15 protein-coding genes are annotated in these 15,175 nt (G+C 44.6%); 1 reads left to right on the forward strand and 14 read right to left on the reverse strand.

All coding sequences use genetic code 11. The features are described 5' to 3' along the window. Nucleotides 1-128: 128 nt before the first annotated feature. The 8 genes from KH172YL63_RS15105 to rpsU form a co-directional block, all read right to left on the reverse strand. Entirely contained in the window at nt 129-1,088 is a 960-nt protein-coding gene (locus KH172YL63_RS15105; RefSeq protein WP_173106883.1) for a PhoH family protein, read from the reverse strand. Nucleotides 1,089-1,091: 3 nt separating this feature from the next. Beyond that, nucleotides 1,092-2,279: a sporulation protein YqfD gene (yqfD, locus tag KH172YL63_RS15110; RefSeq protein WP_173106884.1), complete on the reverse strand. Its 1,188-nt coding sequence runs from the start codon at nt 2,277-2,279 to the stop codon at nt 1,092-1,094. A gap of 11 nt (nt 2,280-2,290) precedes the next feature. After that, nucleotides 2,291-2,575, reverse strand: a complete 285-nt coding sequence (yqfC, locus tag KH172YL63_RS15115) for a sporulation protein YqfC (protein WP_173106885.1) — start codon at nt 2,573-2,575, stop codon at nt 2,291-2,293. A 57-nt stretch (nt 2,576-2,632) separates the two neighbouring features. After that, entirely contained in the window at nt 2,633-3,076 is a 444-nt protein-coding gene (locus KH172YL63_RS15120) for a hypothetical protein (protein WP_173106886.1), read from the reverse strand. A 30-nt stretch (nt 3,077-3,106) separates the two neighbouring features. After that, the gene (floA, locus tag KH172YL63_RS15125) at nt 3,107-4,108 is read right to left on the reverse strand and encodes a flotillin-like protein FloA (RefSeq protein ID WP_173108207.1); all 1,002 of its coding nucleotides are present in this window, start codon (nt 4,106-4,108) and stop codon (nt 3,107-3,109) included. A gap of 26 nt (nt 4,109-4,134) precedes the next feature. Then, nucleotides 4,135-5,418, reverse strand: coding sequence for an NfeD family protein (locus tag KH172YL63_RS15130; protein ID WP_173108209.1), 1,284 nt, complete (start codon nt 5,416-5,418; stop codon nt 4,135-4,137). A gap of 175 nt (nt 5,419-5,593) precedes the next feature. Further along, complete coding sequence (locus tag KH172YL63_RS15135) at nt 5,594-6,040, reverse strand: GatB/YqeY domain-containing protein (protein WP_173106887.1); 447 nt, start codon at nt 6,038-6,040, stop codon at nt 5,594-5,596. A gap of 14 nt (nt 6,041-6,054) precedes the next feature. Next, a complete protein-coding gene (gene rpsU / locus KH172YL63_RS15140; RefSeq protein ID WP_032087602.1) occupies nt 6,055-6,228 on the reverse strand; it encodes a 30S ribosomal protein S21 in 174 nt (57 codons plus the stop codon). Between the two features lie 337 nt (nt 6,229-6,565). Between rpsU and KH172YL63_RS15145 the strand changes: the two genes are divergently transcribed. Beyond that, entirely contained in the window at nt 6,566-7,501 is a 936-nt protein-coding gene (locus tag KH172YL63_RS15145; protein ID WP_173106888.1) for a Na/Pi symporter, read from the forward strand. Nucleotides 7,502-7,534: 33 nt separating this feature from the next. Here KH172YL63_RS15145 and deoC read toward each other — a convergent pair whose 3' ends face one another. The 6 genes from deoC to dnaJ form a co-directional block, all read right to left on the reverse strand. Beyond that, entirely contained in the window at nt 7,535-8,206 is a 672-nt protein-coding gene (gene deoC, locus KH172YL63_RS15150; RefSeq protein ID WP_173106889.1) for a deoxyribose-phosphate aldolase, read from the reverse strand. 803 nt (nt 8,207-9,009) lie between these two features. Beyond that, nucleotides 9,010-10,674 carry a glycoside hydrolase family 13 protein gene (locus KH172YL63_RS15155; RefSeq protein WP_173106890.1) on the reverse strand — a complete coding sequence of 555 codons (1,665 nt, stop codon included), beginning with the start codon at nt 10,672-10,674 and terminating at the stop codon, nt 9,010-9,012. 198 nt (nt 10,675-10,872) lie between these two features. Further along, entirely contained in the window at nt 10,873-12,207 is a 1,335-nt protein-coding gene (mtaB, locus tag KH172YL63_RS15160) for a tRNA (N(6)-L-threonylcarbamoyladenosine(37)-C(2))-methylthiotransferase MtaB (RefSeq protein ID WP_173106891.1), read from the reverse strand. Between the two features lie 5 nt (nt 12,208-12,212). After that, a complete protein-coding gene (locus tag KH172YL63_RS15165) occupies nt 12,213-12,965 on the reverse strand; it encodes a 16S rRNA (uracil(1498)-N(3))-methyltransferase (protein ID WP_173106892.1) in 753 nt (250 codons plus the stop codon). Between the two features lie 26 nt (nt 12,966-12,991). Next, complete coding sequence (gene prmA / locus KH172YL63_RS15170; RefSeq protein ID WP_173106893.1) at nt 12,992-13,936, reverse strand: 50S ribosomal protein L11 methyltransferase; 945 nt, start codon at nt 13,934-13,936, stop codon at nt 12,992-12,994. 23 nt (nt 13,937-13,959) lie between these two features. Next, nucleotides 13,960-15,084, reverse strand: coding sequence for a molecular chaperone DnaJ (gene dnaJ / locus KH172YL63_RS15175; RefSeq protein ID WP_173106894.1), 1,125 nt, complete (start codon nt 15,082-15,084; stop codon nt 13,960-13,962). Nucleotides 15,085-15,175: the final 91 nt, after the last annotated feature.

Genomic DNA, 15,175 nt, shown 5'->3' on the forward strand with positions numbered 1-15,175 from the left:
GCAATTATGTAAAATGATAACAGTTTTTGTCTGAATTATCTATGTTTATGACAATAAAAAAGAATGACCCTTCCCACCGCCATGCCTTTTTAGGCTGGCTGTCATGGAATGGATCAATCCTTTTGACTCTACATATCTATCTTTTCATAAGCATCGATGATTTTCGCGACCAGTGGATGACGGACGACATCCGCCTGATCAAGATAAATGAACGATACGCCTTTGACATCTTTTAATATTCTTTCTGAAGTAATCAAGCCTGATTCGCTTCCTCTCGGTAAGTCCACCTGGGAGCGGTCTCCGGTTATGATCATCTTCGAATCAAATCCGAGTCGCGTCAGGAACATCTTCATCTGAGCCTTCGTTGTATTCTGCGCCTCATCAAGGATGACGAATGCATCGTCCAATGTCCGGCCCCTCATATATGCAAGGGGAGCGATCTCGATTGTGCCCCTTTCAATCAGGCGGGCCGTATGCTCTGCTCCGAGCACATCATGCAAAGCGTCGTAAAGAGGTCTTAGGTATGGATCAACCTTTTCCTTCAGATCACCAGGCAGGAATCCAAGACTTTCACCTGCTTCAACAGCCGGTCTCGTCAGGATGATTTTCTTTACCTGTCCATTCTTCAGGGCATGCACTGCCATCACTACCGCTAGATACGTCTTTCCTGTACCAGCAGGACCGATTCCGAACACCATATCGTGCTTTTTGATCGATTGGATATACTGTCGCTGCCCAAGGGTTTTTACCCTGATGGATTTGCCTTTGGCATTTTTCGTGATTTCTTCATTATACAAGTCTGTAAAATATTCAAGTGTTCCCTGCCGGCCCATTTCAATGGCATAATGGACATCCCTTTGGCCAATTGTGATGCCTTTTCGGATCACGGCTACAAGTCGATCAGAAATATCAAGAGCGAGCCTTACATCTTCATCTTTACCTGAAACCAGCAATTCTTCGCCTCTTGTTACGATTGAAACGTGTAATTCCTGTTCGATTAATTTTAGGTGAGAATCTGAAACGCCAAACAAAGCGATGGCTTCGTTAGGGTTTTCAAGTTGTAATTTCATTAAGATTTCATCTGACATTCGTTAGTCTCCTTGGATAATTGGTTGTCCTACAGCGATATTTTCAATAACTTTGTAATGAATGGTTACCCTAACTTTACCATTCTCGACCTTTTCTTGCAAAATTTTTTCACCCTGGATTTCCGCATCCTCTGGCAGTGACGATTCAAGATTACTTTTCGCAAGTTTTTTCGCTGCAAGGATTGCCTCATCTTTCGAATAGGCTCTTTCCACATCTTCTTTTTCTTTGATGCTTCGGTCAATATAATGGACCGGCAACTCCCATTTAAGGAAGCGAAGATTCTTCTGGTTTTCTTCCATGACGGAATCTTTATAGTCAGGATTTCCAAAGCCCCAAATCGGCACGTTGAAAGAACCTATCCCCACATAATGTTTCCTTTTTTCATTACCGCTGAACACAGCAAATCGTGATTTAAGCGGCAGCTCAACGGTCGATTTGTACCAGGTTTCCCCCAGGATCTTCGCTTTTGCAGGCACCCCTTGTGGATCATCCTCGTTTCCGATGAGGCCTGACACGAGGAGCTGCCCCTTGCTTACATAATCATTCACATTCACCTGGGGATCCCCTTCTTCAACGAACATCTCGGTGATGATTGCCTTCTTTTTAGCCACGATATGTTGGATGCCTGTTGACTCTGAGGGTTCCGGAGCGTTCTTTTCGACCACTTGGAAATGAAAGGTTGTCCCCCGCAATTCCACACCGACCCAGGTGATATTATCCATCCTGTACGACAGCTCCCGTTGAATGGTCTCCACATCCGGAAGGGAGAATTGCATCTTTCCTGTCGATACACCCATCTCCTCCAGCTCTTTCCTTATGCTATGCTCAGTCTGGGGAGACGCCCCTTTGACCTGGATGCCCCACACCATGTTTGACAAAAGGAATACGAGGACAAAGAAAGCCAGTCCACCTATCACGAATCCTGAGTTCTTCAAAGACCGTTTAAATAAGAACGGGACCCCTTGACCTCTTAGAAATGTCACTTTGCACTGAGATGCCCTGACGGCTCTTCGGAAGTTATGTACATCTTCTAAGGATAAGTAAAAAGTGATCGTTTCGGTGCCTGCCCTTTTTACGTTCCATATCGCAATACCCGCCCTGAGTAATTGGTTGATGACCCGCTCCACTGCTTTGCCTTCCATTTTCACAAATACTTTTCCCCTTAAAAAGGTAAACCATTGATTCTTCAAGTCCGTCCCTCCTATTGTTCTAAATAGACCACTTCTACAATCTTGCCTTGAAGGAGAATTTCTTCTGGAAGAATCATCTTGATGACAAATTGTTCACCCTTTATCAACAGCTGTCCTTGTTTAAGCAGAAGCCGCACCTCCCGATCTGTGAACGTCAACAGACCACGGTGGTTTTCTATATAGATATGAATTTGTCCAATCATTGTGACGCGAGGAAGGTCCATCATGACATCTTCAGGTAAATCCATCTTCTGTGTCATCCATGTTCGCACCTGCTGCAGTAAGCTTTTCGCCATAAAAAAAGAACCCCCTTTCATCTCATATGTATGAAATGAAAAGGGGTTTCATCACTCTTATTTTCGATGAAGCGGTTTTTTTGAACGGGGCGGTCCGATCACTTCAGAGAAAATGAATCCTTTTACGATATCATCTTCATTGCTGAAATCGATGGAAAGCGGCGATCCCGTTTCCCGGATACGCTTTGCCCTTGACTGATGTGCTTTGAGCTTCCGGGCATATTCTTCTTCCTTTTTTTGAAGGCTTACACGCATCTCTGCTTCCTTCTTCTTTTCCTCAAACAGGCTTTGGATGGAAGTGGCACCTTCCTTGGAAGGCTTCTTGATTTCTCTTGATGAAAACGTCGTGGCCCTTCCTTCCCTTTGTGTCTGAGGTGAAGCTTTCGGAGTAGCCGTCTGGATCGGCTTCTGCCTTACCGGTTTTTCCTTCTGTGATTCTTTCATTTTATTGAAAATGGTCGAAATAATGCTGATCAGTATGATGATGATAAATGGTTCCATGGAGACAAACTCCTTTCACACGAGGGAGAATTACTGATCTTTAGGGTTCTTCGGATCATTGTTATCCCCGGTCAATTTCCCAATCGAGCCTCTCATATCTGTATCTGCATCGATGTTCTTAATGTTCATATAGTCCATCACACCGATATTGCCTGATCGTAAAGCTTCTGCCATGGCAAGCGGTACTTCTGCTTCTGCTTCCACTACTTTCGCTCTCATTTCTTCGACGCGGGCTTTCATTTCCTGTTCATTCGCAACCGCCATCGCTCTTCTTTCTTCCGCTTTTGCCTGTGCGATGTTTTTATCTGCTTCTGCCTGTTCCGTCTGAAGTTCCGCTCCGATATTCTTGCCGATATCAACGTCGGCGATATCGATGGAGAGGATTTCAAACGCAGTACCGGCATCCAGTCCTTTAGAAAGGACTGTTTGTGAAATCAAGTCAGGGTTTTCCAACACTTTCTTGTGGTTGGTTGATGAACCGATCGTTGAAACAATCCCTTCCCCTACACGGGCAACGATCGTTTCTTCACCGGCTCCCCCGACAAGGCGGTCGATGTTTGCACGTACGGTGATGCGGGCTTTCGCTTTCACTTCGATCCCGTCCATCGCGACACCGGCGATGAATGGTGTTTCAATGACTTTCGGGTTTACACTCATCTGAACTGCTTCAAGCACGTCACGGCCTGCAAGGTCAATTGCAGCACAGCGTTCGAATGTCAGTTCAATATTTGCACGATGGGCAGCGATCAAGGCGTTAACCACCCGGTCGACATTACCACCTGCAAGATAGTGACTTTCAAGCTGGTTGATTGTGACAGTGATCCCTGCTTTATGGGCTTTGATCAATGGGTTGATGACCCTGCTTGGGATAACCCTTCTCAACCTCATCCCCACCAATGTGAAGATGGAGATTCTGACACCGGCCGCAATCGCTGAAATCCACAGCATGACCGGTACAAATGTAAATAGAACAGCTAATACGATGATGCCCACTACAATGGCAACGAGCAATAAAATGGTGCTTGGTCCTATAACCATATTCCTTACCTCCTGAGTAATTATGAAATGTCTCTTACTACAATACGTGATCCTTCCACCTTAACAATCTTAACTCTTTCGTTGGCTTTAATAAAGCCTCCCTCTGTAACAGCATCAATTCTTTCATCATCCACGATGACTGTTCCCGATGGCCTTAAAGGCGTTTTCGTCACACCTTCCCTCCCAATGAGATCCAGTCGGTTGACGTTTGAAACATAACCGTTTTCAGTGCTTGTTGAATCATTTAATATGATTTTCTTAAAAAATTTCATCTTTTTACCAAACACCTTTACAAAGATAATCACTGTCGCGACGGCTATCAGGATAGCGATGAGGAGGGAAATCCCCATTTGCACCACGTCTCCTCCGGCCAGCATGATACTTGCCAGGATGGCTCCGATCCCAAGTGCACCGGCAATGCCGCCAGGGAGGAAGAATTCCGCCACTATGAGGAGGACCCCAATGATGAACAGAAGGATGGTTTCATATCCTGCGAGCCCAGCAACCAAGTGTCCATAAAAAAATAATACAAGAGAAACGAGACCGATAGAACCGGCAATCCCAAACCCTGGTGAATATAACTCCACTATCAGCCCGATGCTTGCCAGCGAAAGAAGGATCGGTACAACGACAGGGTTAGTGATGAAACGGGCGAGCTTTTCAGCAAAGGTCTCTTCCACTGTATTCACAGAAGACTTCTTTACACCAAGCTCTTTGTATAATCCATCTAAGTTCTTCACGGTACCTTCAGAATACCCTATCTCCTTCGCTTCTTTCGATCCGAGCGTCAAAAGCTCTCCTTTGTCGATTCCAAGCTCTGGGATTTCAATGGTGTCATCTGCCATCGCGAGTGCATACAGCGGATCCCTTCCATTGGATTCAGCCGCACTTTTCATGGCAGAAAGCCAGAAGCTTTGTGCTTTCTTGTCAGCGGCATTTCCTGCCTGGTCAATCACCGCCGCTGCCCCTATCTGACCGTTTGGCACCATATAGATTTCATCTGCGTGAAGGGAGATGAATGCACCGGCAGATAATGCATGGTTGTTTACAAAGGCAACCGTCCTCGTATCGATTCCGTCAAGGAGCTGACCGATATCGCCGGCCGCATCCACCAGCCCCCCTGGCGTATCGATATCAAAGATGATCAAATCTGCGTTATGTTCTTCTGCATCTGTGATCGCTCTTTCCAAGAACGCATGAAGCCCTCTTTCAACTTCTTTTTGTATCGGGATGACGTATACCCTTTCAGGATTCTCAGCAGAACTGATGAGAGGCTGCAGGAAACTGAATCCCAACAACAACATCAAAAATAATACGATTCCTCTTTTCACCTTAACCCCCTCGTTTCGATAATATTACTTGATACATTATGTACGGATGACAGGTCAGGATGGTTTCATTTTTTTTTGAAACCTGACTCCCCAATCTAACAGGATTAAAAAAACCGGAAAGCAGCAGGGCTTTCCGGTTTCTTTAATCTTATGATAAATGTTGAAGAACAAGTTTGTTGACGAGAGCCCCATCGGCTTTCCCTTTTAATTTAGGCATGATAGCTCCCATCACTTTACCCATGTCGGCTTTAGAAGTAGCACCAACCTCAGCTACAGTTTCCTGGACGATAGCTGAGACCTCTTCTTCTGAAAGCTGCTTAGGCATATATATTTCGACGTAAGTCAGTTCTGCTTGAATTTTTTCAACGAGGTCTTCGCGACCGGCGTTGCGAAATTCCTGGAGGGAGTCTTTCCGTTGCTTCACTTCTCGAGAAAGGACAGTCAACTCTTCGTCTTCAGAGAGTTCCTGTTTCCCATGTTTAATTGCTTCATTTTGAAGTGAAGCCTTAAGCATACGGATAACAGACAGCTTCTCTTTTTCTTTATTTTTCATCGCTTGTTTCATATCATCATTTAAACGATTGAGAAGACTCATAATTACACCCTCTCTTAGAACTTACGCTTTCTTGCAGCTTCTGATTTCTTTTTGCGTTTTACGCTTGGCTTTTCATAAAATTCGCGCTTTCTAAACTCTTGTAAAGTTCCTGTTTTAGAAACTGAGCGTTTGAAGCGACGAAGAGCATCTTCAAGCGATTCGTTTTTACGAACAACTGTTTTTGACATCTCTCTTTCCCTCCCTCCGAACACACTACACTTACATGTTCAAGTCAAGAAATGGTTTGTACCATTTTCTTAAGGAACGGATATGATCCGTTACTCCTTTACTTCACCACTTTGGTCATGGCTTTGCCCTTGAAATATTACTACAAGGGGACAGAAAGTGTATGTCTTTCTTGGATGAACCCTTTACAAATAGTAAAGAAATCCATGTACTTTGCCATTATAATATATGATGCGTAATAGGTCAACAATTTATCATAATTCCCTTATATAAATAGGCATGTCTCATGTTTTTCTCCATACATTTGTATTAATCACGGTCCTATACAGGGGGAGTTCAATGATTTTACACGGCCTTGCCTTCATATTTTTTATTTCATGTTTTTTATTCGGAATGACCTGGCTTCGGACAGGGCTTTTTAATATTGCGAACGTCAAAATTAAAAAATGGTTACACTATTTAACAAACACCCCTGTGAAAGGGCTGTTGACCGGTTCGGTCGTCACGGCACTTATCCACAGCAGTTCAGCCGTCATGGTCCTTACCGTTGGGCTCGCTTCTTCAGGCTTGATCCCATTCCGCCAAACGATCGGCATCATGCTCGGATCCAATATCGGAACGACATTCACGCTTGAAATGTTCACACTCGATATGAAAATCATGATCATCCCATCCATGATTCTCGGTTGCGTTCTGTATTTTTTTCCTTCGCATACAGCAAAAAGTACGGGGATGATCTGTTTAGGTTTTGGGTTGATCTTTTCAAGCATCGGGGCCATTCAATGGCTCGCTGCTCCGCTTGCCACCCATCCGTCCGTCGGTTCTTATATAGTGGAAGTGAATGAACATCTATTATTGGCCTTGATCCTCGGGTGTATCTTAACTGCAACCATTCAGTCCAGTACGGTCGTGACAGGTGTGGCGATGGGCTTTCTCGCGGCTGGATCCATTGATCTTCATGCGGGGATCGCAATCATGCTTGGCGCAAACGTCGGGACATGCATCACCGCATTCATTGCAAGCATCGGTGGAGGTGCAGAAGCGAAATTGACGGCATACGCCCATATTTGGCTGAACGTGATCGGAGTGGCCCTCTTCATTCCGGCCATCCCCATGCTTGCGAGCGTCGTTCATCGCCTGGCAGAATCTCCTGAAATTCAATTGGCACACGCAAGCGTCATGTTCAATATCATCTGCTCTCTTATTGTGCTTCCATTTGCCCACAAATTTGCAGAGTTAATCGAACGGATCCACCCCATAAAAAAAGCTGGATGAGGAAACAGATCCCCATCCAGCTTTATTTTATTATTAATAGTCAGAATCGCTTGTTAAACCTTGGACGATTTTTACACCAGAGCTAGCTCCTAAGCGAGTAGCACCTGCTTCTACCATTGCTTGTGCATCTTCAACAGAGCGAACTCCGCCAGAAGCCTTCACGCCGATGTCAGGTCCAACCGTTTTTCTCATAAGCGCGATGTCTTCAACAGTCGCACCGCCAGTAGAGAATCCAGTTGATGTTTTAACAAAGTCAGCACCTGCTTCTACAGATAATTCACATGCTTTTACTTTCTCTTCTTCAGTCAACAGGCATGTTTCGATGATCACTTTAGAAAGTGCTTTTCCTTTAGAAGCTGCAACCACTGCTTCGATATCACGCTTAACAAGTTCAAGGTCGCCGCTTTTTAGTGCACCGATGTTGATGACCATGTCAACTTCAGTTGCTCCTTTTTCAATTGCATCCTTCGTTTCGAATGCTTTCGTTTCAGGAGTTGAAGCACCAAGTGGGAATCCGATTACAGTACAAACTTTTACGTCAGTACCTTTTAATAGTTCACTTGAATATTGTACCCAAGTCGGGTTCACACACACAGAAGCAAATTTGAATTCTTTTGCTTCCTGGCAAAGTACCTCTACTTGATCTTTTGTTGATTCAGGTTTAAGTAAAGTATGATCAATCATACTTGCAATGTTCATAGTCATTCAATATCTCTCCTTTAACAGTTGTACGTACCTCTCCTATCATACCAAAAACAGAAGAAAAAGACGAGTATTTTATAGTATATCCAAAAATTAAGAAAACCTTTTCATTTATTCCCAATTTGTTGTTCGATATAGGTGCATGAACAAGGATAAGATATCCATATACTTTTGATCGCTCTTGCTCCTATTTCTACTCTCTGTATAATACGCAATTCTATAAAATGCCATTCATTTTGGCATACCGCATTTGACCATGCAGGTCCTTTCCTCGTGCAGCGGTACGTGGTCTTCGCTACCTTCCGCGGGATCTCACCTACCCCGCTTTTCCCGAAGGAGACTTATCAACAGCTAAAACCTGCTAAATTTCTGTATGAAATGACTGCACAAAAAAATCCGAACGAAGTAGATTTTCCATAAATCACTCGTTCGGATTTTTTATTGGCGGGCACCCATTTGTCCCAGCCTCTTCTTATTTATTGGCTCTTTTCGCATAGATTGTTGCTATTATAAGACGTTAAGGTGAGCATCTTCAGTAATTTGAGACTGCGTAATAAATCAAAGAATCAGGGCAATGAACTTGTATTAAGTTTATCACTACTATTCAGAAGATGAATAAGCATTATCTTCGATGGTTGATTGGAGCGGAAGATGCTCGACTCCTGCAGGAACTGAGGGACAGGTGAGACCCCGCAGGACGAAGTCCGAGGAGGCTCACCGCCATCCCCGCGGAAAGCGAGCATCTGGAGCGGAAATCAACCGCATCTCGCTTTTTTAAAGCCACAATGTTAACGAAAACAGCCTGTTTATTTTATTCTATACACCCGTGCTTCGTATGGTTTAAGGGTGAGTGTGGCAACACTGCCGTGATCGCTTACCTGGTAGTTATTTAAGAGCAGATCAGAAGAGGACACTTCCAATTCTTTCAGGTCACAAACCGCTTCCTTGGTAGAAAGGTTTGTAATGACCAGCATGGAGGTTTCTTCTCCTGTACGTGTATAGGCATAGATCTGTTTGTCGTCTTCTAATAACAAATCATACGTTCCGTAAGTGAAGACTTCCTCATTTTTCTTCAAAGTAATCATCTTTTTATAAAAGTTCAGGATGGAGTTTTCGTCTTTCTCCTGCGCTTTCACATTGATTGTCTTATAATTTGGATTTACTTTCATCCACGGTGTGCCGCTTGTAAATCCACTGTTTTCTTCATTTGTCCACTGCATCGGCGTTCTGCTGTTGTCACGTGAGGAAGCCCAGATGATGCTCATGATGTCCTCATGGGGAACCCCTTCTTCTCTTTTCAGACGGTAGAGGTTCTTAACCGCTACATCATCATAGTCCTCAATCGAAGGGAACTGAACATTCGTCATTCCGATTTCCTGCCCCTGGTAAATGAAAGGAGTTCCCTGCATCAGGAAGTACATGGCTGCCATCGCGGTGGCACTTTCCTTCCAGTATTCTTGATCATTCCCCCAGGTGGAGACGACCCTTGGTTTATCATGGTTTTCAATGAAGAGGGCATTCCAGCCATTCCCTTCAAGCCCTTTCTGCCAACGTGTCAGCACTTTCTTCAATTCAACGATGTCCAGTTCAGGGTTCGTTTCGGCATCCCATAATCCGAGATGCTCAAATTGAAAGATCATGTCCATTTTCCCATTCTCTTTGCCGACCCACAGTTCCGCTTCGTCTGCTTTGACTCCGTTCGCTTCCCCGACCGACATGACATCATAGTTTGCATACGTACGGTCTTTGAATTCCTGCAGGAAGGTGTGGATACCTTTTTGGTTCATATGCATATCGAAGGAAGAAACGTATTTTTCCTTTTTCGGGTTCGGCATATCAGGAAGATCCGGGCGCTTCTTGATATGGCTGATCGCATCAATCCTGAAGCCGTCGATCCCCTTATCCAGCCACCAATTGACCGTGTCATACAGGGCGTCTCTCACTTCTTCGTTTTCCCAGTTCAAATCAGGCTGTTTTGTAGAGAATACATGAAGGAAATATTGATCGGTATCTTCATCATATTCCCAGGCAGAACCTCCGAAGATACTTTCCCAGTTATTCGGTTCCTTCCCTTTCACTCCATCTCTCCAAATGTACCAATCCCGCTTAGGATTGTCCTTCGAGCTTTTCGACTCGATGAACCATGGATGTTCATCGCTCGTATGGTTCAGCACCAGGTCGATGATCAATTTCATGCCCCTTGCATGAACTTCTTTCAGCAATTGATCGAAATCTTCCATTGTACCGAAGTCTTCCATGATATCCTGATAGTCGGATATATCGTAGCCGTTATCATCATTAGGGGATTTATACATCGGGCAAATCCAGATGACATCGATCCCCAGGTCTTTAATATAGTCCAATCGTTGAATGACACCCTGCAGATCACCGATTCCATCTCCATTGGAGTCCTGGAAGCTTCTCGGGTAGATCTGGTATCCTATTGCCTCTTTACGCCATGACTTCTTCATCGTAACACCTCATCAAAGTATAGTAAGATACAAACGCTTACATTTTAATGCAATCGTTTGCACTATTGATTAAAAAAAAGAGCTCATTTCATTTCAATATTAGTTTACAACCTTCTACCCGACTAATCAATAGATAAATTGATTTCTGCGAAAATGATAAATAAAAGGGACACCTCATGCCAGGTGCCCCTTCGTTCATTATATTGCCGCTTTTTCTTCTGCGTCTTCAAGGACACGGACGAACTGTCCTTCATTGATCGGATAGCCCGCTTTCGTGATTTTCACCTTCACAAGCTTTCCGACCATGTCTTCGCTTGCAGGGAAGACGACTTTCAGGTAGTTATCCGTATATCCTACATAGTGATCGTCTTGATAGATTTCTTCAGGGATCACTTCAAGCACTTCATCTTCGAATTGAGATGCATATTCTTTCGCCAATTGATTGGAAAGTTCAATCAAACGGTGCACACGCTGGTTCTTGATGTCTTCATCAATCTGGTCGTCCATACGTGCAGCAGGGGTCCCCGTCCGTTTAGAATAAGGGAAAACATGAAGCTCTGAAAATTTGTGCTCATTGATAAAGTTATAGGTTTCCATGAACTCTTCTTCAGTCTCACCTGGGAAACCGACGATGACATCAGATGTCACAGCTAATCCAGGCAGTGCTTTTTTAAGCTTTTCAAGACGCTCTGCAAAGAATTCCATCGTATACTTCCGGCGCATTCTCTTAAGCACTGTATTAGAGCCTGATTGCAGTGGAATGTGCAGATGTCTCACGACGATCTCCGATTGGTCGATTACTTCAATGACTTCGTCGGTCAATTGACTGGCTTCAATCGAAGAAATACGAATCCGCTTCAGACCTTGCACTTTTTGTTCCAAATCTTTTAACAGCATGGCAAGGTTGTAGTTCTTCATATCTTCACCGTAACCGCCGGTATGGATTCCTGTCAGGACGATTTCCTTGTATCCCGCATCAACCAGCTGCTGTGCCTGTTGGATCACTTCTTCAGGATCACGTGATCTCATCAATCCCCGGGCCCATGGAATGATACAGAACGTACAGAAGTTATTGCATCCTTCCTGGATTTTAAGGGAGGCACGGGTACGATCCGTAAACGCCGGGACGTCCAGTTCCTCATACACACGGTTCTTCATGATGTTTGTGACACCATTGATCGGTTGGCGCTCTTTTTTATATTCTTCAATATACGTAAGCATCTTTCTCCGGTCCTGTGTACCTACTACGACATCCACCCCTGGGATGGCCATGATTTCAGCCGGGGACGTCTGGGCATAGCAGCCCGTCACACAGATGACACCGTCAGGATTCTTCCTGATGGCACGGCGGATCACCTGTCTGCTTTTCTTATCCCCTGTATTTGTCACGGTACATGTGTTGATGACATAAACATCTGCGATGGAATCATATTCAACACGCTCATATCCTTCTTCTTTGAACAACTGCCAGATGGCTTCTGTTTCGTAGTGGTTCACTTTACACCCTAGAGTGTGAAACGCTACTGATGGCATTGCAATCACCTCATAAGTTCTAATTGATAGCTGATGGCTGAGAGTACATATAATGGTGCCGTTTCGGTCCGCAAAATTCTAGGTCCAAGACCGCATGTAAGAAAGCCCTCGCTCCTCAACAGCTCTATTTCCTTCTCCGATAATCCGCCTTCCGGTCCAAATGCGACCAGGACACTTTGTCCCGGTTCAATGGAAGATAACACTTTATGCAGATTACCTTTCTCACCGTCCCTTGCATCTTCCTCATATGCGACAAGTTTGTAATCATACTGAGTGCCGGCTTGAATCAATTGCTTGACAGAAACGGGTGCAGACACCCCGGGAATTAGCAGGCGGTGGGATTGCTCCGCTGCTTCCTTCACAATCTTTTCCCAACGCTCCACCTTTTTCTTCGCTTTCTTCTCGTCCCATTTCACAATGGAGCGATCCGCATTAAAAGGGATAAATTGAGTGGCTCCGAGTTCAGTTCCCTTTTGGAGTATCAGCTCCAATTTATCCCCTTTCGGCAGTCCGCTCGCAATGGTTACTTTAATTGGCAATTCTTTCGCCGATGTTTCCCATTGTACAACTGAAAGCTCGACTGCGTCACTGGAAATCGTTTCAATACGGGTGATCGCTGATGACTGATCCTTGAAAACAGCGAAGACCTCATCCTCTTCCTTCATTCTCATGACACGGACAATATGATGATAGTCATCCCCTGTAATCTTGATCGGATCATTTTCTCGATATAAATCGTCTATAAAATATCGTTGCATGCAGTTCTCAACTCCGCCGTTTATTCTTATTTCACTGGTTTCTGTGCGATGATCGCAACCCAGTCTTCCATCACCATGACTTCTTCAATCAAGAAGCCTGCTGCTTCCAATGAGTCACGGACCTCTTGCTTCTTAGGCTGGATGATACCGGACGTGATGAAATAACCACCCGGTTTTACAAGCTCATAAGCATCCTCTGTAAAGCGAAGGATGATTTCTGCGAGGATGTTTGCGACAATCACATCTGCCTGGCCTGTTACACCGTTCAATAAATTATTTTCATCGACAGTTACTTTATCCTGAACTTTGTTCAATTTTACATTGAGTCTTGCCGAGCGCACCGCCACTTCATCAAGATCGTAGGCTCTTACCGAGTCCGCAGACAATAATGCAGAAGCGATCGATAGTACTCCAGAACCGGTTCCTACATCAATGACAGTGTCCTCTGGTTTTACGATCCGTTCGAGTGCCTGAATGCACATGACGGTCGTCGGGTGTGTTCCTGTTCCAAATGCCATCCCCGGATCAAGCTCGATGATGAGCTCGTCACTGTGAACCGGTGTGTACTCTTCCCATGTAGGGACGATCGTGAACTTGTCGGAAATTTTCACAGGATGATAATATTTCTTCCATGCTGTAGCCCATTCCTCTTCATTCACTTCAGAGATCTCGACTTTATTTTCACCGATATCGATATCATACGTAACCAGGTTCGTGATGCCCTGCTTGATTTCGTCCACTGTTTCGCCAAGGAAACTGTTGACCGGCAAGTAAGCTTTGACCATAACACCTTCGCTCGGATAATCATCAGGATTGAGTTGGTAGATCTCACCAAACATATCTTCTCTTTCTTTCCTTAATTCTGCCGGGTCTTCAATGACCACACCGCTTGCTCCTGATTCATGAAGAATGTTTGAAATCGGCTCTATCGCTTCATTCGTAGTAAGAATACTGATTTCTGACCATTTCATTGATCTACCAACTCCGTTCTGAGTTATTCGCCTTTAAAGGCTTTTTTTACTTTATCAAAAAAACTTTCATGCTGTTCATCAGGGACCTGACCGCTGATATCTGCAAATTCTCTTAGTAATTGTTTTTGTTTATCCGTTAATTTTGACGGGGTGACAACCTTTACCTGTACATGCTGGTCACCGGTGCCATATCCTCTTACATTTGGAACCCCTTTGCCTTTCAGGCGGAATCTTGTGCCTGTTTGCGTTCCTGCAGGGACTTTCAGTTTCACTTTGCCGTGCAGCGTAGGCACTTCGATTTCATCCCCGAGTGCAGCCTGTGCAAACGTCACCGGCATCTCGCAGTAAATGTCATCACCGTTTCGTTCAAAGAAATCATGGGAACGCACATGGAATACAACATAAAGGTCGCCTGCCGGACCGCCGTTGATTCCCGGTTCACCCTGTCCGGTTACGCGCAGTTGTTGACCATCGTCGATACCAGCCGGGATCTTGACAGCAATTTTGCGGCGCTTTTGCACTTTCCCTGCTCCGCCACATGTCTTACATCTTTCCTTGATTTCTTTCCCTGTACCGTTACAGTAATGACAGACGCGTCTGTTCACGATCCGGCCGAAAGGTGTGTTTTGTTCCACATTCAATTGACCCGATCCATTACAATGTGAACATGTATTGACCTTCGTGCCAGGCTTGGCACCTGAACCGTCGCAAGTATCACATTCTTCTTCTCTCGGAATTTCGATTTCTGTGTCTTTTCCAAAGACCGCTTCTTCAAAGTTCAAGGACATTGTGTACTGAAGATCGGCACCCTGCCTTGGGGCATTTGGATCTCTTCTGCGGCCACCGCCGCCTCCGAAGAACGTATTGAAGATATCTTCAAATCCTCCGAAACCGCCGCCGCCAAAGTCACCGCCTCCGAAGCCCTGATTAGGGTCCGTATGGCCGAAACGATCATATTGCGCACGTTTTTGGTCATCGCTCAGCACTTCATAAGCCTCTGAAATCTCTTTAAACTTTTCATCCGCATCCGCTTCTTTATTAATATCCGGATGATATTTTTTGGAGAGCTTGCGGTATGCTTTTTTCATTTCATCTTTTGAGGCACCTTTACTAACGCCCAGAACCTCATAATAGTCCCGTTTACTCATTAAAACACCACTCCCGAATCCTTTGCATAAAGGTTATTTTAACATTCCGCTTTCACTATTATCAATAAAAAGTGAATATTCATCTTAAATG

Source organism: Bacillus sp. KH172YL63 (assembly GCF_011398925.1).
Taxonomy (GTDB): domain Bacteria; phylum Bacillota; class Bacilli; order Bacillales; family Bacillaceae_B; genus Rossellomorea.